The sequence below is a fragment of the Pantoea sp. AS142 genome (assembly GCF_037152305.1).
In the GTDB taxonomy this organism is placed as follows: Bacteria; Pseudomonadota; Gammaproteobacteria; order Enterobacterales; family Enterobacteriaceae; genus Pantoea.
Genome location: NZ_JBBCMO010000003.1, coordinates 126,697 through 151,200 on the forward strand (window position 1 = coordinate 126,697; position 24,504 = coordinate 151,200).

The following is a 24,504-nucleotide window of genomic DNA, read 5'->3' on the forward strand; positions in this document are numbered from 1 at the left end:
CGAAAACGCTGACAATTAAACCTTAGCGAAATCCATATTTAGCGGGTGGCTGATGTGTTCAGCCTGTTCGGTGACGCTTTCGCCCTCACCTGTCAGGCTAAATGCAATCGCGAAGGCGAAGTCAAATGCGGCGCCCAGGTCTTGTCCAGTGAGCAGGTTGCCATCTTTTATGACGGGTGCCTTGACGTAAACGCCATCGCTTACACCTTTTGATGAAGTGCCGGAACTGACATAGCGACGCCCCCTCAAAAGACCGTGTGGCGCCAGGACTCTGGCCGCTGCGGAGCAGATTGGGCAGATCAGGCGACCCGCTTCATCATGTCGGCGTATAAAATCGATGACTGCAGCACTGGCCGCCAGATTTTTGCTGCCGTCAGGACCGCCCGGTACAATCACCGCGTCATACAGCGACTCCCCATTTGCCCCCAGCAACTCATCGGCGATAACCTTCACATGGTGATAGCTGGTTACCTCCCGGTGAGGCTGACATGCCAGGGTTGTAACGCGAATGCCAAGGCGTGAAAGGATATCGAGTGTGATAATGGCTTCAGCTTCTTCAAAGCCAGGGGCGAGCAGCAGGGCAACGTTCTTATCCATGAAAAAATCCCTTTTACATTGGTGGGGTGGATGAAGCAGAAACGTTTAATCCTGGGCTTTATAGGTGTGCAATTTACTGATCTCAATCAAGTCTGAGCGGGCTCTGATTTGGGTTTAATCACGGCAGCAGGCGATGCTGCCGTGATGCGCCATGATGAACATTGAACTCAAAACTCTTCAGGTTCCCCCGGCAATGGCTCCGTCAGATTCTGCCCTTTTACACCGGCATAGGTAATTACCAGTTCGGCTGGCTCCTCCAGGGTATAGCCCCGATGCGCACTGTTGACCGTCTCATTGAGGGCTTCACCCGCCTGGAAAGTGCGTTGTTCGCCGCTCTCTTTGTCCTCAACAATCAGGGTGCCGGAAAGAATAAACGCCGCATTAGGCATCGGATGGGTGTGCCAGGGTAATGACGTATGGGCAGGCAATGACAACCGCATGACCGTGAGTTCCGGTTCGCCGTTGGGATAAGCGTCAATAACCTCACCATTCCAGGCCTGGCTGCTTCGCATCACTTCAATTGCGTTAATCCCGTTATCCTGCTTTGACATAGTTAATCCCTGTTAATAATCAATAAATGCCCGTAATGACGGATTACTAAGCGTAGAAGAAAATTGCGTTGATGCCCGCCTGAGTATGAATACGCTTATTGACAGGAAAATATCAGCCAACTGATGACCGGGATAACGCCAGTCATTAACAGACAGCCTACGTCACTGGTTAATGAATGTTCAAAATCAGCATTATGGTTATAAGATATATTCCACAGCAAGTACGCAACCTGTGAGTTCTGTATTATCTTTGAAACCCTCTACTACCTGAGGGATTTCTGATAATGAAAGGTCTGTTTACGGCATTACTCGCCAGTTCTGTTTTATTATTATCCGCCTGCTCAAAAGATGACGATAACAAAGTTAAAGTCGCAATTAATACCGGGCCTGATGAAGCGATCTGGCAGGTGGTTAAGCAGGTTGCGAAAGATAAATATAAACTTGATGTTGAAGTGCTTAACTTCAATGATTATGTACTGCCAAATGAAGCGCTGAATAACAAAGAAGTTGATGCCAACGCCTTCCAGAGCCTGCCTTATCTTGAGTCACAGTCTAAAGAGCGTGGCTATAAGTTTGCCGTGGTAGGTAAGACTTTCGTCTTCCCGATTGCGGCTTATTCGCACAAAATTAAAAACATCAGTGAACTGCAGAATGGAGCCACGATCACCCTCTCTAACGAAGCCACCACGCTGGGACGCAGCCTGCTGCTGCTTCAGGCGCAGGGTCTGATTAAACTCAAAGAAGGTGTGGGTTATTTACCGACCTCGCTGGATATCATCGAAAATCCAAAAAACCTGAAGCTGGTTGAAGTGGATACGCCACAGCTGACCCGTACTTTAGACGATCCAAACGTTGTTCTGTCGATCATCAATACCAACTTCTCAGCTCAGGCTGGATTATCAGCACACCGCGATGGCTTATTTATGGAAAGTGCCTCGTCGCCTTACGTCAATGCGCTGGTATCACGTGAAGATAATAAAGACAGTGACAAAATTCAGAAGCTGAAGTCTGCGCTGCAATCGCCGGAAGTTGCGGCAAAAGCTCAGGAAGTCTACAAAGGTGATGCCATCAAAGGCTGGTAAACCGCCACCTGACCGATTCTTATCGATCAAAAAGGCCGCACTCTGTTGCGGCCTTTTTGATATCTGCTTTTTAACCTGCACATCTGCCTGCACTGTCACATCAGCGACAACCCGGAGCACAGGTGCAGTTACGCTGCTGCCCCTTTTGGCTGAGCAGAGAGATGCCCTGCCCACAGCCTGGCGACCCATTTCACCCCTTTAGACGTGAAACGTGCCTGAGAAAAAGCGTGCTGGTTTTCGCCAGTTCCGGTATGCAGCGTAAAGTATCCCGCCTGCAGATGGTCGTGCTGTGGCGTCAGGGTTCCTTTCGCGCGATACATGATGTTGCGCTCCAGCAGGAACCGGCGGAACTCAGGTTCTTTCACTTTCAGCATTTTGCAGAGCTGGCGAAAGCCCAGACTATCATCAACCTTAACGAAGTTATCAAAGAACGCCGCCTTGGGTGCTGACAGAGCCAGCTGCTGCTCCGCTGCCTGACGCTGTTCAAACTGCTCAGCCCAGGCGCGTGCTGCTTCAGCCGGATTGGTAAAGTCAGGCAAATGTGAAACTTTTTCGCGATCCTGCCAGCGATCCAGGGCTTCTGCAGTGAAGCCAGGCGACAGACGTGCCACGGCCAGCAGCGAATCTCGCTTGCTGAGACGGTACTCCTGACGCACTTCCCCTTCCCACTCATATTCATTCATTCTGAGTGGCTGGGAGAGACGCTGAGCCGTCTCCAGACTTTTGATTAATCGCTTCACTTCTCCGTGTGTAATACCGGTCATCTGAGCCAGTTCACGGCTGCTCATTGTGACCGATTGTTCCAGAGATTTGAGGCTTTCAGTCGAAATCATCATGGATTTACCCCTCACTAACACTACCGATACCCGTGGGACAGTGGATTTATTATACAAATACCTGTTCAAATATCCAGTATTTTATTTGAGCAGTAACGTAACTGGAACCTGTTGCGCAAAAAGCGGGGTGAGTGGACGCTTTCGGGTGTGAGTAGTACGTTTTAAACGCCGTTTCTGGCACTTTCCGATCTTCTGCGATTATCAGAGGATGCTGATCAGCACACCATTCGTTCACATATCATCACAATGATGGACACAGACCCTTTACATTACAGTATAGTGAAGGCTGTTAGCAGGTTACTGGCCTGCCAGGCTCACTATTTTCTATTCGGGGTGCAGGGCCTCAGTCTGACCCGTTACTACTGGATGTCACCTTTTACTGGAGTAAGTCATGCAGCCGTTGAAAGTCGCTTTTATTAAAGCTAACTGGCACAGCGAAATCGTTTCTCAGGTTCTGACCGGATTCGAGCAGGAACTGGAACGTCGCGGAACGTCATATGAGATGAAAACATGGGATGTTCCGGGCGCTTTTGAAATGCCGCTGCTGGCGCAACGTCTGGCACAGACTGGCAATTACGATGCGATTGTCTGTGCGGCACTGGTGGTGGATGGGGGTATCTATCGCCATGATTTCGTCGCGCAGGCTGTCGTCAGTGGCCTGATGCAGGCGCAACTGGCTACTAATGTGCCGGTCTTCTCGGTGTCGCTTACGCCGCATAATTTCCAGCCGTCGGCAGAGTTTGTCGACTTTTACACCCAGCACTTCGTCAAAAAAGGCCAGGAAGCGGCGCGTGCAGTCTGTCAGATCCACGCCCTTGAACTCTGATGATCCCGGCTGCCTGTAAGGCATCTAGCTGCGTTATTAAGGAGAGAAAGTTGGAAAATTCACGTCCGCCTTTACCGCCATTTACCCGGCCCGAACAAGCGATAGAAAAAGTACGCCTGGCTGAGGATGGCTGGAACAGCCGGGATGCAGAGCGAGTCGCTCTGGCCTATTCAGCAGATAGCACATGGCGTAATCGCGATACCTTTCTGACCGGCAGGGCAGAAATTATCGCTTTCCTGCAGCAAAAGTGGCAGCGGGAGCAGCAGTATCGGCTGATTAAAGAGCTATGGAGTTTTGACCACAATCGGATTGCAGTGCGGTTTGCCTATGAATGGCATGATGAACAACGACAATGGTATCGCTCGTATGGCAACGAGAATTGGGCGTTTAATGAGCAGGGCTTAATGATGCAGCGCTTTGCCAGCATCAACGATCTGAAAATCAGTGATGAACAGCGGCTGTTCCACTGGCCACAGGGCCGGCGCCCTGACAACCACCCTTCACTGAGCGAACTCGGCTTATAGCTCTGGCATTACCAGCGGAGAGCGGGGGCTCTCCGCCGTCATCAACTCAGCCCTGCTCACCCTTATTCTCAACAAAGGTCGCTTTGTTGCGCGTGACCGTGTAAGCCACTTTTTTAACATCTTGTGGTGACGTGGTCACTTCTACCGGCGCAATGGTCACCCGACCCATACCAAACAGCGTCGGAACATAACCGCCAATCTGGTGTTTTCCGGCCGGAACATGTAGCAGCATGCTTTCACCATTCGGCAATCTACCGGCGTCTTTACCATCAACAGTCAGGAACACACTGGAGCCATCATCTGCGCGGGTCTTGATGTGTGAGACATCAATCTGCGTGGGGCCAGCGGCAAATTCATCTGGTGCATCACTTGCGGCATGTTTCGCACAACCGGTCAGTACAGCAGCAGCCGTCACAACGGCGAGAATAAAACGATAACGCATTTGGCACTCTTTCTCCTGATCATCAGAACCCACTATTTTAACGGTTTATAGGGTGGATTAAAGGGGACAGAGGTCAGCATGCTCTTAAAAAAGTTTAATCTCCCCTGACCGGTATATTTACGTAAAGAATGTTTACTGAATAAATACACAGTCTTTCTGTTGCCGGCTGGCGGCATGCTTAACCCACTGATCAGCATGAATTTAATTATAGAATAATGGAGAATAAGCGCAGCGTCACGGGGGTTAATTGACGATTTTGCCCGGTTATTCTTCTGTTAATTCTCTGTTATAAGGTTCATAGTAGTGTTTCATCCCCGGTTAGTGCCGGCGGCCTTTCCCTCTCCAGAGGGCACGATATGCATTCTTATACTACCGATACTGTTTGTGCGATAACTGGCGCGCATCCCGCGAACCTCAAGCGCTGGATGAAGCAGGGATTACTGACGCCGCAGCAGAATCCAGAAAACTGGAGTGAGACTCACCTCACTGAAATCTATACCCTGGTTGGCTTGACGGCCACTGGCGCGACGCTTGAAGAAATCAGGCAGGGTCAACTGGGCGCTTCAAAGGTCACTACTTTTGGCTGGGAAGCACGAAAAGGCGACATGCTCTGGCAGCTTGAATTTGGCACACCGTTGTCGCTTTCTCGTCAGATGCACCATATGTCCAGCAACTACAGTGGTGATGATTTCATCATCAATTTGCTACGCCCTCTGAGCGTATGGCTTTATGCCGATCAACGTCAGGGAGCGTCACGCCGTCTCGATCGATTTGAGCAAACGGTTCAGCAGCAGGCTGATAAAGTCATGCGCATCTCATCACGTAACGAATCATCGATTCCTCTGTTTCTGGAAGCGGTAAGCGTACTTGATAAAACTGAAATCTGGCTGGAAGCGATTCGTCTTACCGCAATGGGCTTTAATGTCGAGGTTGACTCGCGAGCAACTGGACAGCCTGCACTCAAAACCAGGCTTCATCAACATCATGTGATGTGGTGTGGTGCCGGGATCAATCAGGAGATGCAGGACTATTTTGAACAGCAGCGTCAGATTGGTCATTCGGTGATGCTCAGTGGACCTGATTGTAATTTGCATTACATCCAGTCTTCCACATCTACCGCCGCCTGACAGCAGGCAGCTTTTCCTTTCCCTCCTTTTCTCACGCCAGTAAATATTTTTTTTCGTTAAGAATCTCTTAAGGTGGCTTTGTATACTGGTGCCACAACCCTGACTCATTGACGAGACTATGATGAAAAAGACTTTACTGACCTTCAGCCTTTGCCTGTTACCGCTTACTTTTACTGCTGCTCACGCGGCTTCTGCCCTGACTGGTTGTGCCGCCAAAAAGCAGGAGATTGAGACCCAACTCTCTTTTGCCCGCCAGCACAATAATACCCATCAGGTTGCCGGCCTTGAAAAAGCGCTGCGCGAAGTTGAGCAGAACTGTACCGAAGGCAGCTTGTTAAAGCAGCGCCAGGAAAAAGTGGCAGAGAAAAAGATAAAGGTGCAGGAACGTGAACAGGAACTGGCAAAAGCAAAAATGGAAGGTCGCAGTGCCAGCAAGATCCAGAAGCGTGAATATAAACTGGCTGAAGCGCGCGAGGAGTTGAAAGACGCCGAACAGGCTCTGCATCAGTAATGCTGTCAGGCCAGCCCATTGTGCTGGCCCTTTCATTTTAATGACTCTACCCCTGCATAATCCCTCTCTTCTACTTAACTGATTAGCCACGATTATTTCTGCACAATACATTACTTTATATAATCCTTTGATTACTTATTCTCATGCACTTAATTGGTGCAGCAAAGTCAATATGGTTACGATCAATTATTTAACTTTTTGAACACCCTCAAAGAATTGCAAGATAGCGATACTTTCCGCCACATGCATAAACGCCGCACTTCAGATGCATTTTCATGCATTTATTGGCGAAAAAAACGATAATCTCATTCAATTATACTGACCCATACATGGGCATTACTACGCTTCAGGGTGTCAGGTACCCCATCTTATTTGTTTCAGGAGTGTTAGATTATGTCTGCGCACTGCAGTGCGCTCACCATCCATGGCTCCCACAACAAATAACTTCATTAAGAAAGGTTTTTTATGGATAAGTTATCTTATGCGTCTGAAAGCAGCACATCTGCCTGGTCCACCTACTTACAGCAAATCGACCGGGTTGCGCCTTATCTGGGTGACCTTTCACGTTGGATAGATACTTTGCGTCATCCAAAACGTGCATTGATTGTTGATATTCCCCTCCAGATGGATGATGGTTCAATTCGCCATTTCGAAGGCTATCGCGTTCAGCACAACCTTTCGCGCGGCCCAGGTAAAGGCGGTATTCGCTATCATCCTGATGTCGATCTTAATGAAGTCATGGCGCTATCCGCGTGGATGACCATCAAATGTGCTGCGGTTAATCTACCTTACGGTGGTGCCAAGGGGGGCATCCGGGTTGATCCATTCAAGCTTTCCGAAAGTGAACTCGAGCGTCTCACTCGCCGCTATACCAGCGAGATTGGGATTATCATCGGGCCGCAGAAGGATATCCCGGCACCGGACGTAGGCACCAACAGCAAAGTAATGGCCTGGATGATGGACACCTACTCCATGAATCTCGGCACCACCGTCACCGGCGTTGTGACTGGTAAACCGATCCACCTTGGCGGTTCTCTGGGTCGCGAAAAAGCCACGGGACGCGGCGTGTTCATCACCGGACGCGAAGTGGCACGCCGCGCAGGTATTGAAATTGAAGGCGCACGTGTGGCAGTTCAGGGCTTTGGTAACGTCGGCAGCGAAGCGGCACGCCTGTTTGATGAGGCGGGCGCACATGTTGTGGTGATTCAGGATCATACCGCTACGCTGTTTAATGCAGACGGCATCAATATGGCTGCCCTGACCGAATGGCAGATCGCCCATAAGCAAATAGCAGGTTTCCCCGGCGCACAAAACATTGAGAAAGAGGCGTTCTGGCGTACTGAGATGGATATTCTAATTCCGGCCGCGCTGGAGGGTCAGATTACCCGTGAGCGCGCAGAGATCCTGCGCTGCAAAATCGTGCTGGAAGGTGCAAACGGCCCAACCTATCCGGATGCGGATGATATGCTGGCCACGCGCGGCATTATCGTGGTGCCGGATGTCATCTGTAATGCCGGCGGCGTGACCGTCAGCTACTTCGAATGGGTTCAGGACATGGCCAGCTTCTTCTGGAGTGAAGATGAGATCAATCGTCGCTCAGATAAGATTATGACGGAAGCCATGGTTCACGTCTGGGAAAAGTCGAAGGAGAAAGATTGCTCGCTGCGCACCGCGGCTTATATCGTGGCGTGTGAGCGTATTCTGATGGCGCGTAAAGATCGCGGTATCTATCCGGGTTAATGCTCATGGCGCTGTTGCCTGCAACAGCGCCATTTTCCTCACCTACTTCATCAGCACCTGAAACTGCGGGTTGAATTCATCGAAAATCGGCAAGGCTGCGGCCCCGAGTGCTGCGGTATCACTGCCGGTCATGCCGATCTTCAGCCGCATTTCGTTCATATAGCGTCCGCGCACCGACTGATAAAGTGGCGGTAAACGCTCGACTATCTGCTCCAGCAATGGCGCAGGCATCATCCCGCCGATAATTACCGCTTCAGCATCAAATACCGACTCCAGAATATTGATCGCCTGACGCAAGGGCGTCGTAACACTCTCAATCCAGGCGATGAATCGCGCGGATTCAATCTGCAACAGATCTTCCGGCAACGCACGCATCGGATCGAGGCCGCAAAATTCATAGGCGGCCTGTAACGACACATAGCGTTCAAGGCAGCCCTGATTACCGCAGTAGCAGTCGCGACCGCCCGGCTCAACAACTATGTGTCCAATCTCGCCCGCATTATGGGCGTGGCCGGTATAGATATGGCCATCGGTGAAAATCCCCGCGCCCAGGCCGGTGCCAATATAGAGATAGATAAAGGAGTTAAGGTGACGCGCCGTGCCGTGAAAGCGTTCGCCGATGGCGGCGACCGTGGCGTCGTTTTCCAGCGTCACCGGCAGGCCGCTGATCGTGCCCAGTTCAGCCTCGATATCGACCTGCTCCCAGCCGTTCAGCGTGGTCGGTCCCACCGATGAAAGGCCCTCCACGCCAAAAGGCCCCGGCATCACCACGCCAATTCCCAGGACTTTCTGCCACTGCGTGCCGAGGAAGGCGCGCATCTCCTGCAGCACGCTGGCAATGCACGCCAGAGTGGCAGCGGGCTGGGGCTTTTGCACCAGCTCGAGGCGGCGGAAATGCACTTCTCCGCTGAGATCGACCAGCACCAGCAGCAGCGTCTGGTGGTCAAGATGAATGCCGATTGACCAGGCACTGGTGGGATTTAACGTAACTGGAATTGAAGGCTGTCCCCGCCCGCTGCGGCGCGGCTGGCGGCGGGTCAGCAGTTCTGCCTGCTCCAGCTCGGCAACGATATTTGAGACGGTCTGCGGTGTCAGCGCTGTCATGCGTGCCAGCTCAGCGCGGGTCAGCTCACCGTGCAGCCGAATAGCTTCAATCACGACACGCCGGTTGTGCGCCCGCGCATGTTCAAGGTTCGTACCCGAAGTTTTCATGTTGTTTTCCATTACAGCGCAACCCGACAGTATTGGTCTTCGAAAGTATTCGGGCAAACAATATCTTTGATGCTGCACGCAATTTCCACGCGTCAGCATAGGCAATATTGCCATAAAAGCGCAGTGTGGGTTTCAGCATTGTTACGGCTTTGTTTCATAGTCATCCGGCGATGTGGCATGCCGTTTGCTTAAATGTCGACAGGTCAGCGCACATACTGACCTGAATTACGCCCTTTATTAAATCAATCAAATTGATTTAATTAACCGACAGCCTGTTGCTGCCTAGTGGAGAAGATCATGTCACAGCATTATATCCCCCAATTGAAAGCCGGTTTTGCCGCGTTACTGATGTTAAGCGCAGGCAGCGCGTCGGCAGCGAGCCAGATTAACGCGCTGTTTATGACCCAGGCAGCCTATAGCGAAAACGATATCCGCGCGATGACGCAAAATTTTCACAAGCAACACCCGGATGTCAGCGTCAACCTGGAGTTTGTCCCTTATGAAGCGCTGCACGACAAGATCGTAGCGGCGCGTGGGGCTGGCGGCAATGGCTACGATGTAGTGCTGTTCGATGCCATCTGGCCAGCGGAGTTCGCCCGTTTCGATCTGCTGCAGGATGTCAGCGCACGCATTACGCCAGAGGATAAACAAAAGGTGTTCCCGGGCGCGATGAACACGGTGGTTTACAAAGGTAAAACGCTGGGTATGCCGTGGATCCTCGATACCAAATACCTTTACTACAACAAAGCGATGCTGACTAAAGCGGGTATTACCACGCCGCCACAGACCTGGCAGCAGGTGCTGAATGACGCAAAAATTATCAAGGAGAAAAAGATTGTCACTTATCCGCTGGTCTGGAGCTGGTCCCAGGCTGAGGCGCTGGTATGTGACTACACCACGCTGGTGTCAGGATTTGGTGGTCACTTCTATCAGAACGGCAAGCTCAATTTCTCCAGCCCCGCATCACTAAAGGCGCTGAACCTGATGAAAAGCTCGCTTGATGATGGCCTCACTAATCCGGCTTCCCGTGAATATCTGGAAGAGGATGTACGCAAATCGTTTTCTAATGGCGACGCGGCTTTCGCGCTGAACTGGACCTACATGTACAACATGGCGAACGATCCGAAGCAGAGCAACGTGGCGGGCGAGGTTGGCATCATGCCTGCGCCGGGCGATGCGCCGGGAAAAGTTGGTGCGGTCAACGGCTCAATGGGGCTGGGGATCACTAAAGGCAGCACGCATGCTAATGAAGCATGGCAATACATTCAGTACATGACCTCACAGCCGGTACAGAATCAATATGCGAAGCTTAGTTTGCCGATCTGGAAATCCTCCTATCAGGATGAGGCGGTGAAAAAAGATCAGGAGAGCCTGATAGCCGCGGCGGATAAATCGCTAAACGTGATGTTGTCACGTCCAGAGACCGCTGACTACTCGCGCCTGTCCAACCAGTTGCAGCAGCAGTTACAGCAGGTGTTGCTGGGTAAAACCCCGGCGCAGGACGCGATGGCGACGGTTGATAAAAGCGCCGCCCGGCTGCGTTAAGGAGTCATGATGCTGAGTTTGCGTCAACGCGAACAGCGTCAGGCATGGGTGCTACTGGCACCCATGCTGCTGGTGATGCTGTTATTAACTGCCTGGCCTCTGCTGCGCACCATCTGGCTCAGCTTTACTGATGCCGCGCTGATTGCCAGTGGTGAAACACCTGCCTGGATTGGGCTGGATAACTACCTCTATGCACTCAGCGACGCCGATTTTCGAGCGTCGATCTGGCGCACGCTCTATTTCACCTTGGTGTCGGTCACCTTTGAAGGGATTATCGGCATGCTGGTGGCGCTGCTGCTGAACCAGAAATTCATCGGGCGCAACCTGTTACGCGTGCTGGTGATTTTGCCGTGGGCGCTGCCGACCATCGTCAATGCCATGATGTGGCGGCTGAACTTCAATCCTGATTACGGCAGTATCAATGCCCTGCTCAGCCAGCTCGGCTTTATTGATAGCTATCGCAGCTGGCTGGGATCGCCGGATGCGGCGCTCAATGCGGTGATGTTCGCAGATATCTGGAAAAACTATCCGCTGGTCACCCTGCTGGTGTTAGCGGCACTGCAGTCGATCCCTGAGGATTTGTTTGAAGCGGCACGGCTGGATGGTGCATCCGCCTGGCGTCGTTTCCGGGCGATTACCTTTCCGGCGATTGTTGCACCACTTGGCGTTGCGCTGGTGTTACGCACCATCGATGCCTTTAAGATCTTCGACATCATCTACGTGATGACGCGCGGCGGCCCAGTGGACAGCACCAAAACCCTGAGCTTTTTCGTTTATCAGGAATCGTTCAGCTATCTGCGTGCCGGCAGCGGTGCCGCTTACGCGATACTGATGACGCTGATGTGTGCCCTGCTTATCACGCTTTATCTGCTGATGTTATGGCACCAGCGCCGCCGGAGTTCTGCTTATGAAAACTAAACTGCGGCGGATGCTGCGTTATGGGGCCGCGCTGCTGATCGCCATCAGCATTCTGGCCCCGATGGGCTGGCTGTTTCTGATGAGCGTCAGTTCTGCCAGCGATCTCTCCCGCGTACCGCTAGAGTGGCTACCGCGTCAGTGGGATTTCAGCCGCTATCAGGGGTTGTTATCACTGGAACCGAATCAACCGGGTCATATTTTTCTGCATGCCCTCGGCAACAGCCTGCTAGTGGCTACGGTGGCTACGGCGATCTCACTGCTGTTGGCGATACCGGCGGCGTTCAGCTTCTCGCGCTACAGTGGTCGCGATGCCTGGCTTTCCGGCGCGCTGGCGATCTATATGGTGCCGCCCGTAGCGTTTGTGCTGCCGCTCTACTTTCTGCTGCAACAACTGGGGCTGCTCAACACCCGTCCCGGTCTGGTAATGGTTTACTGCTCGCTGATCCTGCCGTTTCTGACCTGGATGCTGAAGAATCAGTTCGACTCGCTACCGCGTGATATCGAACAGGCGGCTCGGCTTGATGGCCTGCGTTTCTGGCAGGTTCTGCTGCGCATCACACTACCGCTGGCGAAGCCGGTGCTGGGTGCCGCCGCACTGTTTGGCTGGCTGCTTGCATGGGATGAGTTTTTCTACGCGCTGTTGTTCACCAGCAATATTTCGGCACAGACCCTGCCGGTGGCGATTGCCGGTTTTACCGCCGGACGCGCAACTGATGACGGGCTGATCGCGGCGATCGGCATTCTGGCTTCGGTGCCGCCACTGTTTATTGCACTCTGGTTGCAGAAGACGCTGGTCAGCGGTCTCACCAGCGGCGGAAGTAAGGGATAATTATGGTCAATACCCTCACGTCTACCCTGTATGTGGTGGGCAATATCAATGTTGATTTAATCATGAGCACGCTCAGCGACTGGCCGCAGCGCGGTACGGAAGTGATGCTGCAGCACAGCGAGTTACGTCCCGGTGGATCAGCAGGTAACTGCGCGCTGGCGCTGGAGGCGATGCAGGTCCCGCATCGGGCTATCGCCAATCAAGGCGATGATGGTTTCAGTCACTGGCTTGCCAGCCACTTCCCCCACAGTGCTGCGCACTGGCCACGCTATGCCTGTGAGACTTCGCTGACGGTGGGCGTGACCCATCCCGATAACGAACGATCCTTTCTCAGCAATCACGGCCATATTGCCGTGCTGACCGCTGAAGATGTGCTGGGTCAGTTGCCGTTGCAGGCGACGCCGGGCGACATCGTGCTGCTGTGCGGCACCTTTCTCTGTCTCGCACTCTATGAACACTATCCGGCGCTGCTGACGGCACTGCAGCAACGTGGCTTCTGTGTGGCCGTCGATACCGGCTGGCCGCCAGCGGGCTGGAGCGAAGAACTCCGTTTACAGGTTGGCAACTGGTTAGCGGAATGTGACTGGCTGCTGCTGAATGAGGTGGAAGCGCTGGGTTTAGCGGGTGCAGACCTGCTGGAGCGAAGCGGTAAACGGCTGGCATCCCAGCTCAGTGGTCGCGGCGGTTGCGTGATCAAGTGTGGCGCAGAGGGCGCGCGTCTCTGGTCTGCCGCCTCTGTACAGTATGCCGCCGCACAGCCCGTGACGGTGGTCGATACCATTGGTGCCGGTGACAGTTTTAATGCCGGTTTTCTCACTGCACTGCTCTACCGCCAGTCATCGCACACGGCGCTGCGTTGGGGTATTGAAGTCGCATCGCAGGCGATAAGCAGTTCTCCACGCCGCTATCCCAGCTGGCAACAACTCCAACTATCAAATGAGGTGCGCTGAACATGGCCAGTATTGAACTTGTACAGGTGGCGAAGCGTTACGGTAAACAGAGCGTACTGCACCCGCTGGATTTAACTATCCTTGATGGCAGTTTCACTGTGCTGGTCGGTCCCTCCGGCTGTGGTAAATCCACCCTGCTGCGCCTGCTTGCTGGTCTGGATACCGTCTCTGACGGGGCGATCATGTTGAACAAGAAACGTATTAACGATCTCGATCCTGCCGACCGGGATATCGCCATGGTGTTTCAGAGTTATGCGCTCTATCCGCATCTCACCGTTGCGGAGAATCTGGCGTTTCACATGCAGGTGAAAAAGGTGAAGCGCGAGGAGCAGAAAAGCAAAATCGCCCGTATTGCTGGCATTCTTGGCATCGATCAGCTGTTACAGCGTTATCCCCGGGCGTTGTCGGGTGGACAGCGACAGCGCGTGGCGATGGGACGGGCCATGGTACGTAATCCGCAGGTATTTTTGTTTGATGAGCCACTCTCTAACCTTGATGCGCAGTTACGCATGGAGTTGCGCGCCGAGATCAAATCGCTGCATCAGCGTTTCAAAACCACTATGGTCTATGTCACCCACGATCAGGTCGAGGCGATGACGCTGGCGGATCAAATTGTGGTGATGAAAGAAGGGGTCATTGTGCAACAGGGCGCGCCGCTGGCAATTTACGACCGGCCGGTTAACACCTTTGTGGCGCGGTTTATCGGTTCGCCGCCGATGAATCTGCTGAATGCCTGTTTCCAGTTTCAGGATGGACTGCCTGGCGTCTGCTGTGGCAAGCAGTGGCTGCCATTGCCGCGTCGCTGGCACAGTGCAGCGCAGCAACAGACCGGTCAGCCGGTTACGTTGGGCGTACGACCACACGATCTGATTAGCGATATCAGCGGCCAACCGGCGGCAGTGAATATCGTTGAGATCACCGGCGAATCGACCCTGTTGCATCTGACCTGGCAGGGTTTTCCGCTGCATATGCAGCTGACCGGTCGCAGCGATGCCGTGCCGGGCGGCACGCTGCCGGTGACCGTTAATCCAGATAAAATGCACCTGTTTGATGCCACCAGCGGCATGCGGCTGACGGAACAGTCATAAACATAAACCCGCCAGCGGCGGGTTTTTAAATCAGTGCGTCAGATACTGGATCAGGGAGTATATGCCTTTCGCTAATACGCAAAAGAACGATCCCTGGCAGCCCATCGCGTTAAGTGAAGTGTCAGACGTGACGATCGCCTTTATGGTGCCCTGAGCGATAATCCTGGCAGGCACTCAGGTGATCAACGTCGGCACACTCTTATAGGCATAGCTGCCCTGCGGTGCCTGACCCGCCTGTGGGGTGAACTCAGCATCGCGGCTATCAAACGCATTCTGTTCGAATATCACCGACATCGACAGATAATCAGAATTCGCGCGCAGCGCTTACGCCATCACCCTGTCGACCGCTTTCCGATCGGTGATACCGGCGGGAGGCAAGACCCGACTTTGCCCAAGATAACTGACATTATCGCGCGCATGACTCAGCTCCTGCTGTATTTGTCAGCCACGGTTCGGTGCAATCTGCTGCAGAGTTTTTTTTGCCCGTGCTTGCTGCTCTTTACCTGACTGACCGCTGAGAACGCTGATAGTCACGGTCTATCTCAGCCTTATCGTCAAACTAACCATGATCAGCCTCTGGGCACGGGTATTCATTTTTTTCTTATGTGTTAACTGGCGCTTCCCCTGGAATTTACCCTTTCCTTGATCTCCATAGGATTACCTTGCTCGTAAGAACCTCTATTGGCAGCGATTTTGAACGTTAATGGCCTTTATCACGTCGTGATAATGGTCTCACAGTGCGTAATTCCTGGAACTTGATCGGGAAGGGATTATTGCGTTGCTATTGACCAGGCTTTTTTTGATCTACAGCAATACAGCCGCCCGCCTTTACTGTCAGTTTATGTCAACAGTTGCTGTCGTTCCCATATCACCGAGGAGAGATCAATGATCGGTAAATCAGGATTAGCCATTGGGATGTTTGTCTGGTTAGCGTATGTCGCCTGGATCGTCCACTACTATTCAGACACGTTTATGCAATTCTCCCGTTAAGCAAACTGGACCTTCGGGTCCTTTTTTTTGCCCTTAATTCAGCTCGGTTGGCCTGTGAGCCAAAAATTCGCTATCATCGACTCACCAAATGAGCCGAATACCATCTTTTATTCGGCTCATCTCCTTTTACTGTGAGCCGACTATGAGCGTTAAGTGGATCTGGCAACAGCCAGACTGGCCCCATTTTCAGTGGCAGGATGCCGTGCTGTTACCGCGCCTGCGCCATCTGCAGCAGCTGCGCGGACTGCTGCTGGGCCGTGCCAGTCTCCATTCAGATAGCGAAACCCAGACGCTGGATACCCTGCTGAGTAATATCCTTTCCTCTTCCGCGATTGAAGAGGAGCAGGTCAACGTGCAATCGGTCCGATCATCGCTCGCGCGCCGGTTAGGCGTCACGGAAGAGCAACCCTATCCTGTCTCGGATCGCTCAGAAGGTCTGGCTGCCATGATGCTCGATGCAATCAACAACCGTAGCCAGCCGCTGACGCTGGAACGTCTCTATCAATGGCATCAATGGCTCTTCCCGGCAGATGAATGGACTGTGCGGCGCCTGAGCGTCGGCACGCTGCGCGGCAGTGAGCCGATGCAGGTCATCTCAGGTCGCATTGATCGCCCCACAGTGCATTTTGAAGCACCACCGCGAGACGGACTAGAGCAACAGCTGGCGCATTTTATGGAGTGGTTTAACAACAGTCAGCATGATGTCATGCTAGACCCATTGCTGCGCGCCGCCATCTGCCATCTGTGGTTTGTCACCCTGCACCCTTTTGATGACGGTAATGGTCGTATCACGCGAGCGTTAACCGATCTGGCGCTGGCGCAGGCCGACAGTCAGAGCATCCGCCTGTATGCCATGTCACCCGCTATTCTGGCGCAGCGTGCAGGTTATTACCGCATCCTTGAACAGACGCAGAAGGGCGACCTTGATATCACCCGCTGGCTGGATTGGTTTCTGGATATCCTGGATGAGAGCCTGCAACAGGCGATAAACGTCATCGATCGCACCCAAATGAAAGCGCGTTTCTGGCTGCGGCATCAGGGGATGGGGTTTAATCCGGAACAGGTAAAAGTGCTGAACCGGTTATTAGACGGCGGCGAACAGGGATTCGAACTGGGGATCAGCGCCAGTCAGTATCAGAAGGTAGCCAGAGTGAGTAAAGCCACCGCTACCCGGCATCTGGCAGATCTGGTTGAAAAAGGCTGCCTTTACCGGCTGGAGGGTGGCGGCAGGAGCACCCGTTATCAGATTAAAACCTGCAATACGCACTGAATGGGGCTGTTTTGACCGCTGAGAACGGAGCGGTACATCGCGATAGCCGCGACGTACCGCTCAGCGTGGAGATTAGCCTTTGAGAGAGGCCCCGTTTGTCGTAATGACCTCTTTATACCAGTAGAAGCTTTTCTTTCGGCTGCGAGCCAGCGAACCTTCTCCATTGTCATCGCGGTCAACATAAATAAAACCGTAACGTTTAGACAATTCGGCTTTAGAGGCGCTAACAAGATCGATCGGCCCCCAACTGGTATAACCCATGACCTCAACACCATCTTCAATGGCCTGACGCACCTGAACCAAATGATCATTGAGATAGCTGATGCGGTAGTCATCCTGCACGACGCCAGTTGCATCCGGAATGTCTTTGGCGCCCAGTCCGTTCTCAACGATAAACAGTGGCTTTTGATAACGATCCCACAGCAGATTCAGCAAGGTACGCAAGCCTAGTGGGTCAATCTGCCAGCCCCACTCAGAACTTTGTAAATGTGGATTTGGCACCATGCTCAGAATATTACCCCGTATCTGCTGCTTCAGCGCCTCATCGGCGGTGGCGCAGCCGGACATATAGTAGCTGAACGAGATAAAATCAACGGTCGATTTGAGTATCTGGCGATCGTCATTAGTGATATCCAGTTGAATATTACTCTCGCGGAAGAACCGCAACATATAGCCCGGATAAGCACCACGGCACTGGACGTCGCCAAAAAATTGCCATTTCCGGTTTTCCTGCAGCGCTTCCAGCACATCATCAGGTTTACAGCTCAGCGGATAGACCAGACCACCCAGCAGCATATTGCCGATTCTGGCATCAGGATTTATCTCGTGACAGGCTTTAACTGCCAGAGCACTGGCGACCAGTTGATGGTGAATCGCCTGATAAATCTCGCCTTTGCTGCTGGTTTCAGGCAGACCCACGCCGGTCATCGGCGCATGAAGAGACATGTTGATTTCGTTGAAGGTTAGCCAGAGTTTGACTTTCTTCTGGTAGCGGGTAAACACCGTGCGGGCATAATGCTCAAAGAAGCCAATCACCTGGCGATTACCCCAGCCACCATACTGCCTCACCAGGTTCCAGGGCATTTCATAATGTGACAGCGTAACAAATGGGGCAATGTGATGTGCTGCAAGCTCATCAAATAACCTGTCATAAAAGGCCAGACCCGCTTCATTGGGTCGATGCTCGTCACCATTTGGAAAAATACGCGTCCATGCGATTGAAACACGCAGACAGCTAAATCCCATCTCTGCAAACAACCGGATGTCGTCCGGGTAGCGGTGATAAAAATCGATCGCCACATCTTTAAGGCTTTGGCTGCCTGCAACGCGCGCCAGTACCGGGCCAAAAATTCCCTGTGGCTGAACATCAGAGGTTGAGAGGCCTTTACCCTCTTCACGCCATGCGCCTTCAACCTGATTAGCGGCAACAGCTCCGCCCCATAAAAATGAATCCGGGAAAGTTTTCATCCTGTTCTCCTTTATCGATGAGTTACGCTGAGTAACGGCGTTTTTGCTGTGACAGCGGCCCCCGCCACGGTCATCACCTCACGATACTCATCGCTGTTAGTGATAATGATCGGGGTTGCCAGGTCATATCCGGCATCAAGAATGGCCTGACGATCAAACTCCAGCAGCAGATCGCCGGGCTTAAAGGTATCGCCCACTGTTACATGTGCCGTGAACGGTTTGCCGTCGAGCCTGACAGTATCGATTCCCACATGGATCAGCAGCTCAATCCCACTATGGCTCAGCAGCCCGATGGCGTGCCGGGTCTGAAACAGGGAGGCAACCTCACCCGCGAAGGGAGCCATGACTTTGTTGTCGGCAGGAATGATGGCCGCGCCCTGACCCAGCAGGCCACTGGCAAAGGTTGGATCCGGCACCTGATCAAGCGCCAGGACGGTACCGGTCATCGGTGAAAGAATGTCATCTTCACCAGGGATCACCGGCATAACCGCGCCTGAGGGCGTGGCACCGGGCATACCCGCAACCAGCGTCATGCCGCAGCTCAGGATCAGCGCCAGTAGCGTCCCGACAATACCGCCCCACAATGTGGCATCGACCCCGCCAGGCGGGATCATCTGGGCGATAGTGAAGATGTTGGCAAAGCCAAAAGAATAAACGTGCGTATTGCTGAAACCGATAATGGCACCGCCGATAGCTCCGGCCACACAACCAAAGATAAAGGGACGCCGCAGCGGCAGATTAACGGCATAGACAGCCGGCTCGGTAATACCAAAAATCCCAGCGGTCACGGATGAGCCCGCCAGCATCTTCTGCCGCGCATCTCGACTGCGCAGAAAAACGCCGAGCGCCGCGCCAACCTGGCCCGTGACAGCAGGCAACAACATGGGCAGCATTGAGTCATGTCCCAGCACCGCAAGATTGTTGATCATCAGTGGCACCAATCCCCAGTGCAAACCAAAAATCACACAGACCTGCCACAGCGCGCCCATGGCCGCCCCAGCTAGCCAGGGGGCCAGCGCATAAATCCACTGGTAACCATTCGCCAGCATCTGACTTAAGCCAGTAGCCAGTGGGCCAATCACCAGGAATGTCAGCGGCACAGTGATGCTCAGACAGATCAATGGCGCAAAAAAGGTTTTCATAGCGGCGGGCAGTCGCCGGGTACTCTGTTTTTCCAGCCAGCAACTCACCCAGGCAGCAAGGATAATAGGGATAACCGACGCGCTGTAATTAAACCAGGTCACAGGGATGCCGAGAAACGCTTCCGTCATCGCACCGGACTGCTGGCTGGCATTAAAGGCGGTAATTATCGTCGGATGGGTCAGCGCCCCGCCAATCACCATGGTAATAAAAGGATTACCGCCAAACTTTTTTCCGGCGGTGTAGCCCAGCACCAGTGGAAAAAAGAAAAACAGTGCATCACTTGCTGCAAACCAGATTTTATAGGTTCCACTGTCAATAGAAAGCCAGCCGCAGACCACGGCCAGCGCCAGTAAACCTTTAAGAATACCTGAGGCGGCAAGAACGCCGATAAACGGGGTAAAAATACCTGACACATTGTCGATCAGGCGGCTGAAAAGATGACCCTCGGCCTGTGGTTCTACAGCGTTCTCGTCAGCCAGGCCCGCTTCAGCATGCACGGCCTGCCAGACATCATTAACATGGTTGCCAATCACCACCTGAAACTGACCGCCGCTTTCAACGACCATAATAATGCCCGGATTTTTCTTCAGTCCTTCAGCATCGGCTTTGTGATTATCTTTCAGTTTAAAACGAAGCCGGGTGGCACAATGAACCAGACTTACGATGTTATCCCTGCCACCGATATGGCTGAGGATATCCTGAGCCAGCGTATGATATTCCATCTCGATTTCCTTAAACCGATGCCCGTGGACATCCATTGACTGAGCCAAAAAAAAAACCTGAGAACGTCCTCCTTTCAGAGAGGCCGCACTCAGGTTTTGCCTGCGTTAAGCAGTAACAATCCCGTTTTATGGGGCTTATTGCCCCTCTTTCCTCACCCTTTCAATATGAATGGCAAGAAACATAATCTCTTCCGCGGTCAGCTCACGCTGATAGTTTTGTTGCAAATGCTGCGCAATTTTCACCGCGCATTTCCAGGCTCTGGGATAGTTATCTTTTACTGCTGTATGCAGCGACACATCGTCATCCTTTACCACGGTAAGCGTCAGCATTCGTTGAGCAAAAAACTTCAGATGGGTGACAAACCGCTGGTAACTCAGTGACGATTCGTTGTATTCCAGATGCAATTGATACTTCACTAATTGCAAAATCTCCTGCATGACCCGAGTGACATGCATCACTTCCGGCATTTCGTTATTAAGCTGTGCCGTCACCAGATGAAGAGCGATGAATCCGGCTTCATCCTCAGCCAGTTCGACATTCAGACGACGGGAAATGATAGCCCTGGCCTGCTGACCCAGTTCGAACTCTTTGGGATAGAGGCGTCTGATATCCCACAGCAACACATTTTTAATCGCCAGACCTTTGTTCTGCCTTTCAATGGCAAAATAGCAGTGGTCAGTCAACGTGATATACAAGCTATCCTGCAATTTCCCCAAACGTTGTGTCGCAAGATCAATAATGCGGTCGCAGGTGGTCATCACTTCAGGAGGGATTTGGTGTAACAACTCCTCCAGCCGACGTACCAGCAGATCACTTTGCAGCGCGAACACTTTCTCAATTAGCGCAGCATTGAGACTGTCACCGACGCGCTTCTGGAAGGCCAGTCCACGCCCCATGACGACCTGCTCGCGCCCCTGCTCATCCTGAGCCATCACCACGTTATTATTAAGAATTTTGGCGATTTTCATCGGAACCCCAGAAACAAAAAAAACCTGACATCGGGCAGAGGCCAGAAGTCAGGTTTTGCCTGCCTAAGCAGTAACAATCCAGTTCGGGCACTCTATCAGTTTTAGTCGCGACCTCAATCTGTCGTAGCAAAAAGCGTGACGGCGATCGAGATCCTCTTGTTCGCTTAAAAAGTTACTCCTGTTCTACGTTAGGTTATCCAGGCATCCTGCGTGTGGAATATATCCGCCAGACGATGCCAGCGCTGAACACCGGGTTGCAGTTCCAGCCAGCTCAGTCGGGTAATAGATTGGCCCCCCATCTCTACTGTGGGGATCATTAATATTCATCCGAAGATCCTGCACGCGTCGGGTCGTCAGATCGTCGGTGTGCTTACGGTAGACGATATCTGCGTCGAGAGGTGCATCGGGAATATGGGGTCACCGTGACAAATCCTGAATAAAGGTTAAAGCTAATTGCTTAATATAGGCGATATGTGAGGCATGATTGTATCCGCTGCCGCCATTCCAGCTCATTTTATTCCGATACTCCGGGTTATGAGTTAATCCATTATCATTAAGCGTTTTACGAAAGCAGAACCTCTCACCCAGAACAGGAACCGGGGGATTGAAACCCTACTACAGTAATATTGCGGGACAATTAGGTTTTGCCTGATGCCCGGTTACAATCCGTTGCTGAAATCAGCAGCACCTTATCACTGCTTTTTAACATTAACTTGCACGGGTAGTTTATATTTTGAGAAAATGTGAGCCCATTAACGCTTAATATCAGGAAGGCCGCCCTGAAAGTGATAACGATTAATTTAAGAGCGCATGAATCTCAACGAAAAAAACCTGACTAATTTTTTAATGAAAAGCGCCGTGTACAGGCGAAAGGCTATTAATTAATCTCCGCGACAGCGAATCGTTTAAACCTGTTCGCCAGAAATACTATCGTTTCTTAGTTAATGTCAGGTAGATAAGCGTGATAAACATTATGACTGCCTGAACAAAAAGCGTGAGCTATGCATTCAGGTCAGTGGGGGATTAAGCCAGCACTCAGCCCCCACATTCTTATGACGGTTTCACTGAGAATCTACGTAAAACTACAGACAAAAAGCAGTGCGGATCCAGGCAACACGCTAGCTTCTGTGTTTTGACCAACCTCGTTCTGAGAGATAAGCGATAACGACCGAGGTAAAAGTAGCAGCAATCATTGAGGGTAATATCGTGGAAGGGTCACTTTCCCTGAATGCCGTGGCACAGAAATGGGCAGCACGCATTCAAAAACAGCAACGCCGGAAGGTTCGCTTCCGGCGTTGTGGCGATTAAGCGGCTTTAACGGCGCGCACTTTCTTTGCAGCAGGCTCTTCTGCCTGCTCATCTGCACCATCGCCTGACACGGCTTCAGGCTGTAAGACGGTTGCTGCTGCTTCGGGCAGTTTACTGGTGCGCAGAATATGCTGAACCGCCTCTTTCTGCTCTGCCATCAGCAGGCCCAGCGTTTCTGCCTGAGATTCATCCAATGCAGGTTGATGCTGTAGCAGCCAGTCAGTGAAGGCTTCGGCCATATCGAGCATTTTGTCGTAGGCATCGGCCTCTTTCTTATTGGCAAACGTCATCTTCTCTTCACCCTTTCTGACTACTACAAATTTTGTTTCAACAGCCATCTTTTCGCCCTCAGGTACTGTGTATTCATACAGTGTATCATGCCTGTTATGCTTTGCCAGCAGAGAATAGCGTTAACAGGTTATCTGCAGGGTAAACTTAACCCGGGACACGCTTTTTTTATTTCTCGTGGCTTATTCTCTACCGCGAGGTCAGCTGACTAGATCAGCAACTCTTCGAGAAACATCGCCAGCGCTTTTCGCGGATCGTCCTCTTCGGAGACGATCACTTCGATTCCCCATTGCCCCAGCACCTCTTTAGCCACCGGGTTATTCCGGTTAGTGAACAGGTACGATTTTGGCCGTGCTGTCGTCAGCCCGGTGCGGCCCCACATTTTGGTCAGACGATAAAAAAGCAGGCGAATGTTGAAATCACTAATGCTGTAGCCGACAAACAGCACTGAATTCCCCATTACGTCGTGGGTCAGTTTGATGTCGAGCGGCGAGTCAAAATAGAGACGCTCAAAATAGCTGCTTTCATCAAGCACAATGGAAGTATCATCATCGAAATCACCGTGCAGCTTGATGATATGACGCTTATCTTCGGTCAGCGAGACCAGGTCCGCAGCGTTCGCCACTTTATAATAGGGTACGCCGTGCGCATCGTGCGCCGCTTCCAGCCAGCGATCGTAATTAGTAGTGTAGATACGCGAAAAATTACCCTGCGTAATCATGGTATGAATTTCAGAAGACCGGACATCGATATCCGGGCGGTGCCACTCCCGGTCCATCCAGCTGCGCAATGGGCCAAGCGAACCTTTTTTCTGTTTGTAATATTCCGCCAGCGACAGATGTGTGCCATAGGTATTAAAGATTTTTGAATCGTAGCCCAACTCGTTAGCGAGATGGGAAATCAGTTCATGCCACTCGGGTAGGCCAAAATTGCGCGAAATACCGGCGCCGGCAAAAAGAATCAATTTACCGGAATCATAGGCGCGTTTGAGTTCAGGTTTCATGCCACTCCCCGCGAGTTTTTTAAAAAGGTGGCGAAGCTATCCAGCGCGATGCGCCGCATCGAGAGCTCATTCTTGAGTTCGCCCATTTCTGCAAAGGTCTGCTCATAACCTTCGGGAATAAATACGCAGTCCCACTGAAAGCCGCGCGTTCCGGCAGGTTTAGCGGCAATGGTGCCGCGCAGTTCGCCCGAAAACTGGTACATTTTGCGACCATCGCAGTAGCCCAGCACCGTTTTGGCCGTCACAGCCTGGCTGTCGAGCCCCTGCACCAGCGCGGTAAAGCGCTCAGCATGCAGGCGGTTCCAGAAGATGCGGGTCAGACCAGCGGGGAGACCATTCAGGCCATCCAGATAGAGACCGGTATGCTCCACAAACAGGGGGCGACCAATCAGCGAAAACGCTTTGGTCAGTTTGTCGCGCACCAGATCAAGCTCGTTTTCGGTCTGAATTTCTTCGATGCGACGGGCGATGGGCAAGACTTCAACCCCGACAGGTTCAAGTATTTTGCGCACCTCCGCCAGCTTTTGCTCATTGGCAGAAAGGAATCTGATTTTCATGGGGCTTCC

24 protein-coding genes are annotated in these 24,504 nt (G+C 52.3%); 12 read left to right on the top strand and 12 right to left on the bottom strand.

The window, feature by feature from the left end:
- Positions 1–15 precede the first annotated feature (15 nt).
- Positions 16–597, bottom strand: coding sequence for a DJ-1/PfpI family protein (locus tag WFO64_RS08565; RefSeq protein WP_337010729.1), 582 nt, complete (start codon positions 595–597; stop codon positions 16–18).
- 167 nt (positions 598–764) lie between these two features.
- Positions 765–1,148: a cupin domain-containing protein gene (locus tag WFO64_RS08570; protein WP_337010731.1), complete on the bottom strand. Its 384-nt coding sequence runs from the start codon at positions 1,146–1,148 to the stop codon at positions 765–767.
- A gap of 284 nt (positions 1,149–1,432) precedes the next feature.
- Between WFO64_RS08570 and WFO64_RS08575 the strand changes: the two genes are divergently transcribed.
- The gene (locus tag WFO64_RS08575) at positions 1,433–2,230 is read left to right on the top strand and encodes a MetQ/NlpA family ABC transporter substrate-binding protein (protein ID WP_337010733.1); all 798 of its coding nucleotides are present in this window, start codon (positions 1,433–1,435) and stop codon (positions 2,228–2,230) included.
- 128 nt (positions 2,231–2,358) lie between these two features.
- Here WFO64_RS08575 and WFO64_RS08580 read toward each other — a convergent pair whose 3' ends face one another.
- Positions 2,359–3,066, bottom strand: coding sequence for a phage antirepressor KilAC domain-containing protein (locus WFO64_RS08580; protein WP_337010735.1), 708 nt, complete (start codon positions 3,064–3,066; stop codon positions 2,359–2,361).
- Between the two features lie 391 nt (positions 3,067–3,457).
- On the opposite strand from WFO64_RS08580, the gene WFO64_RS08585 reads away from it, so the two are divergent.
- Both WFO64_RS08585 and WFO64_RS08590 read left to right on the top strand, forming a co-directional pair.
- Positions 3,458–3,892, top strand: a complete 435-nt coding sequence (locus WFO64_RS08585) for a 6,7-dimethyl-8-ribityllumazine synthase (protein ID WP_337010737.1) — start codon at positions 3,458–3,460, stop codon at positions 3,890–3,892.
- A 50-nt stretch (positions 3,893–3,942) separates the two neighbouring features.
- The gene (locus WFO64_RS08590) at positions 3,943–4,416 is read left to right on the top strand and encodes a nuclear transport factor 2 family protein (RefSeq protein WP_337010739.1); all 474 of its coding nucleotides are present in this window, start codon (positions 3,943–3,945) and stop codon (positions 4,414–4,416) included.
- Between the two features lie 46 nt (positions 4,417–4,462).
- Here WFO64_RS08590 and WFO64_RS08595 read toward each other — a convergent pair whose 3' ends face one another.
- Positions 4,463–4,858, bottom strand: coding sequence for a hypothetical protein (locus tag WFO64_RS08595; RefSeq protein WP_337010741.1), 396 nt, complete (start codon positions 4,856–4,858; stop codon positions 4,463–4,465).
- A 356-nt stretch (positions 4,859–5,214) separates the two neighbouring features.
- Here WFO64_RS08595 and WFO64_RS08600 point away from each other — a divergent pair, with 356 nt between their 5' ends.
- From WFO64_RS08600 to WFO64_RS08610, 3 genes are all read left to right on the top strand, one after another.
- Positions 5,215–5,985: a MerR family transcriptional regulator gene (locus WFO64_RS08600; RefSeq protein WP_337010743.1), complete on the top strand. Its 771-nt coding sequence runs from the start codon at positions 5,215–5,217 to the stop codon at positions 5,983–5,985.
- 121 nt (positions 5,986–6,106) lie between these two features.
- Positions 6,107–6,496, top strand: a complete 390-nt coding sequence (locus WFO64_RS08605) for a DUF1090 domain-containing protein (RefSeq protein ID WP_337010745.1) — start codon at positions 6,107–6,109, stop codon at positions 6,494–6,496.
- A 465-nt stretch (positions 6,497–6,961) separates the two neighbouring features.
- Positions 6,962–8,236: a Glu/Leu/Phe/Val family dehydrogenase gene (locus tag WFO64_RS08610; protein ID WP_337010746.1), complete on the top strand. Its 1,275-nt coding sequence runs from the start codon at positions 6,962–6,964 to the stop codon at positions 8,234–8,236.
- Between the two features lie 42 nt (positions 8,237–8,278).
- On the opposite strand, the gene WFO64_RS08615 is transcribed toward WFO64_RS08610, so the two are convergent.
- Complete coding sequence (locus WFO64_RS08615; protein WP_337010747.1) at positions 8,279–9,448, bottom strand: ROK family transcriptional regulator; 1,170 nt, start codon at positions 9,446–9,448, stop codon at positions 8,279–8,281.
- Between the two features lie 297 nt (positions 9,449–9,745).
- Here WFO64_RS08615 and WFO64_RS08620 point away from each other — a divergent pair, with 297 nt between their 5' ends.
- The 6 genes from WFO64_RS08620 (at position 9,746) to WFO64_RS08650 (ending at position 17,038) form a co-directional block, all read left to right on the top strand.
- Positions 9,746–10,993, top strand: a complete 1,248-nt coding sequence (locus tag WFO64_RS08620; RefSeq protein WP_337010749.1) for an extracellular solute-binding protein — start codon at positions 9,746–9,748, stop codon at positions 10,991–10,993.
- A 9-nt stretch (positions 10,994–11,002) separates the two neighbouring features.
- Positions 11,003–11,911, top strand: a complete 909-nt coding sequence (locus WFO64_RS08625) for a carbohydrate ABC transporter permease (RefSeq protein WP_337011038.1) — start codon at positions 11,003–11,005, stop codon at positions 11,909–11,911.
- Positions 11,901–12,740, top strand: coding sequence for a carbohydrate ABC transporter permease (locus WFO64_RS08630; protein ID WP_337010751.1), 840 nt, complete (start codon positions 11,901–11,903; stop codon positions 12,738–12,740). The genes WFO64_RS08625 and WFO64_RS08630 overlap by 11 nt, the downstream gene beginning before the upstream one ends.
- 2 nt (positions 12,741–12,742) lie before the next feature.
- Entirely contained in the window at positions 12,743–13,690 is a 948-nt protein-coding gene (locus tag WFO64_RS08635; protein ID WP_337010753.1) for a carbohydrate kinase family protein, read from the top strand.
- 2 nt (positions 13,691–13,692) lie between these two features.
- The gene (locus WFO64_RS08640; RefSeq protein ID WP_337010755.1) at positions 13,693–14,778 is read left to right on the top strand and encodes an ABC transporter ATP-binding protein; all 1,086 of its coding nucleotides are present in this window, start codon (positions 13,693–13,695) and stop codon (positions 14,776–14,778) included.
- Positions 14,779–15,910: 1,132 nt separating this feature from the next.
- Positions 15,911–17,038, top strand: coding sequence for a Fic family protein (locus WFO64_RS08650; protein WP_337010757.1), 1,128 nt, complete (start codon positions 15,911–15,913; stop codon positions 17,036–17,038).
- Positions 17,039–17,110: 72 nt separating this feature from the next.
- Here WFO64_RS08650 and WFO64_RS08655 read toward each other — a convergent pair whose 3' ends face one another.
- The 7 genes from WFO64_RS08655 to WFO64_RS08685 all read right to left on the bottom strand — a co-directional run bounded on the left by WFO64_RS08655 (position 17,111) and on the right by WFO64_RS08685 (position 24,495).
- Positions 17,111–18,505: a glycoside hydrolase family 1 protein gene (locus tag WFO64_RS08655; RefSeq protein WP_337010759.1), complete on the bottom strand. Its 1,395-nt coding sequence runs from the start codon at positions 18,503–18,505 to the stop codon at positions 17,111–17,113.
- A gap of 11 nt (positions 18,506–18,516) precedes the next feature.
- Positions 18,517–20,370 (bottom strand): PTS beta-glucoside transporter subunit IIABC, encoded by a 1,854-nt coding sequence (bglF, locus tag WFO64_RS08660; protein WP_337010761.1) that lies wholly within the window; start codon positions 20,368–20,370, stop codon positions 18,517–18,519.
- A 135-nt stretch (positions 20,371–20,505) separates the two neighbouring features.
- Complete coding sequence (licT, locus tag WFO64_RS08665) at positions 20,506–21,339, bottom strand: BglG family transcription antiterminator LicT (RefSeq protein ID WP_337010763.1); 834 nt, start codon at positions 21,337–21,339, stop codon at positions 20,506–20,508.
- A gap of 188 nt (positions 21,340–21,527) precedes the next feature.
- Complete coding sequence (locus WFO64_RS08670) at positions 21,528–21,656, bottom strand: hypothetical protein (protein WP_337010765.1); 129 nt, start codon at positions 21,654–21,656, stop codon at positions 21,528–21,530.
- Positions 21,657–22,643: 987 nt separating this feature from the next.
- The gene (locus tag WFO64_RS08675; RefSeq protein WP_337010767.1) at positions 22,644–22,985 is read right to left on the bottom strand and encodes a YebG family protein; all 342 of its coding nucleotides are present in this window, start codon (positions 22,983–22,985) and stop codon (positions 22,644–22,646) included.
- 158 nt (positions 22,986–23,143) lie between these two features.
- On the bottom strand, positions 23,144–23,938 hold the full coding sequence (locus WFO64_RS08680; protein ID WP_337010769.1) for an SIR2 family protein: 795 nt from the start codon (positions 23,936–23,938) through the stop codon (positions 23,144–23,146).
- Positions 23,935–24,495 carry a non-canonical purine NTP pyrophosphatase gene (locus WFO64_RS08685; protein WP_337010771.1) on the bottom strand — a complete coding sequence of 187 codons (561 nt, stop codon included), beginning with the start codon at positions 24,493–24,495 and terminating at the stop codon, positions 23,935–23,937. Before WFO64_RS08685 ends, WFO64_RS08680 begins: the two co-directional genes overlap by 4 nt.
- Between the last annotated feature and the right edge of the window lie 9 nt (positions 24,496–24,504).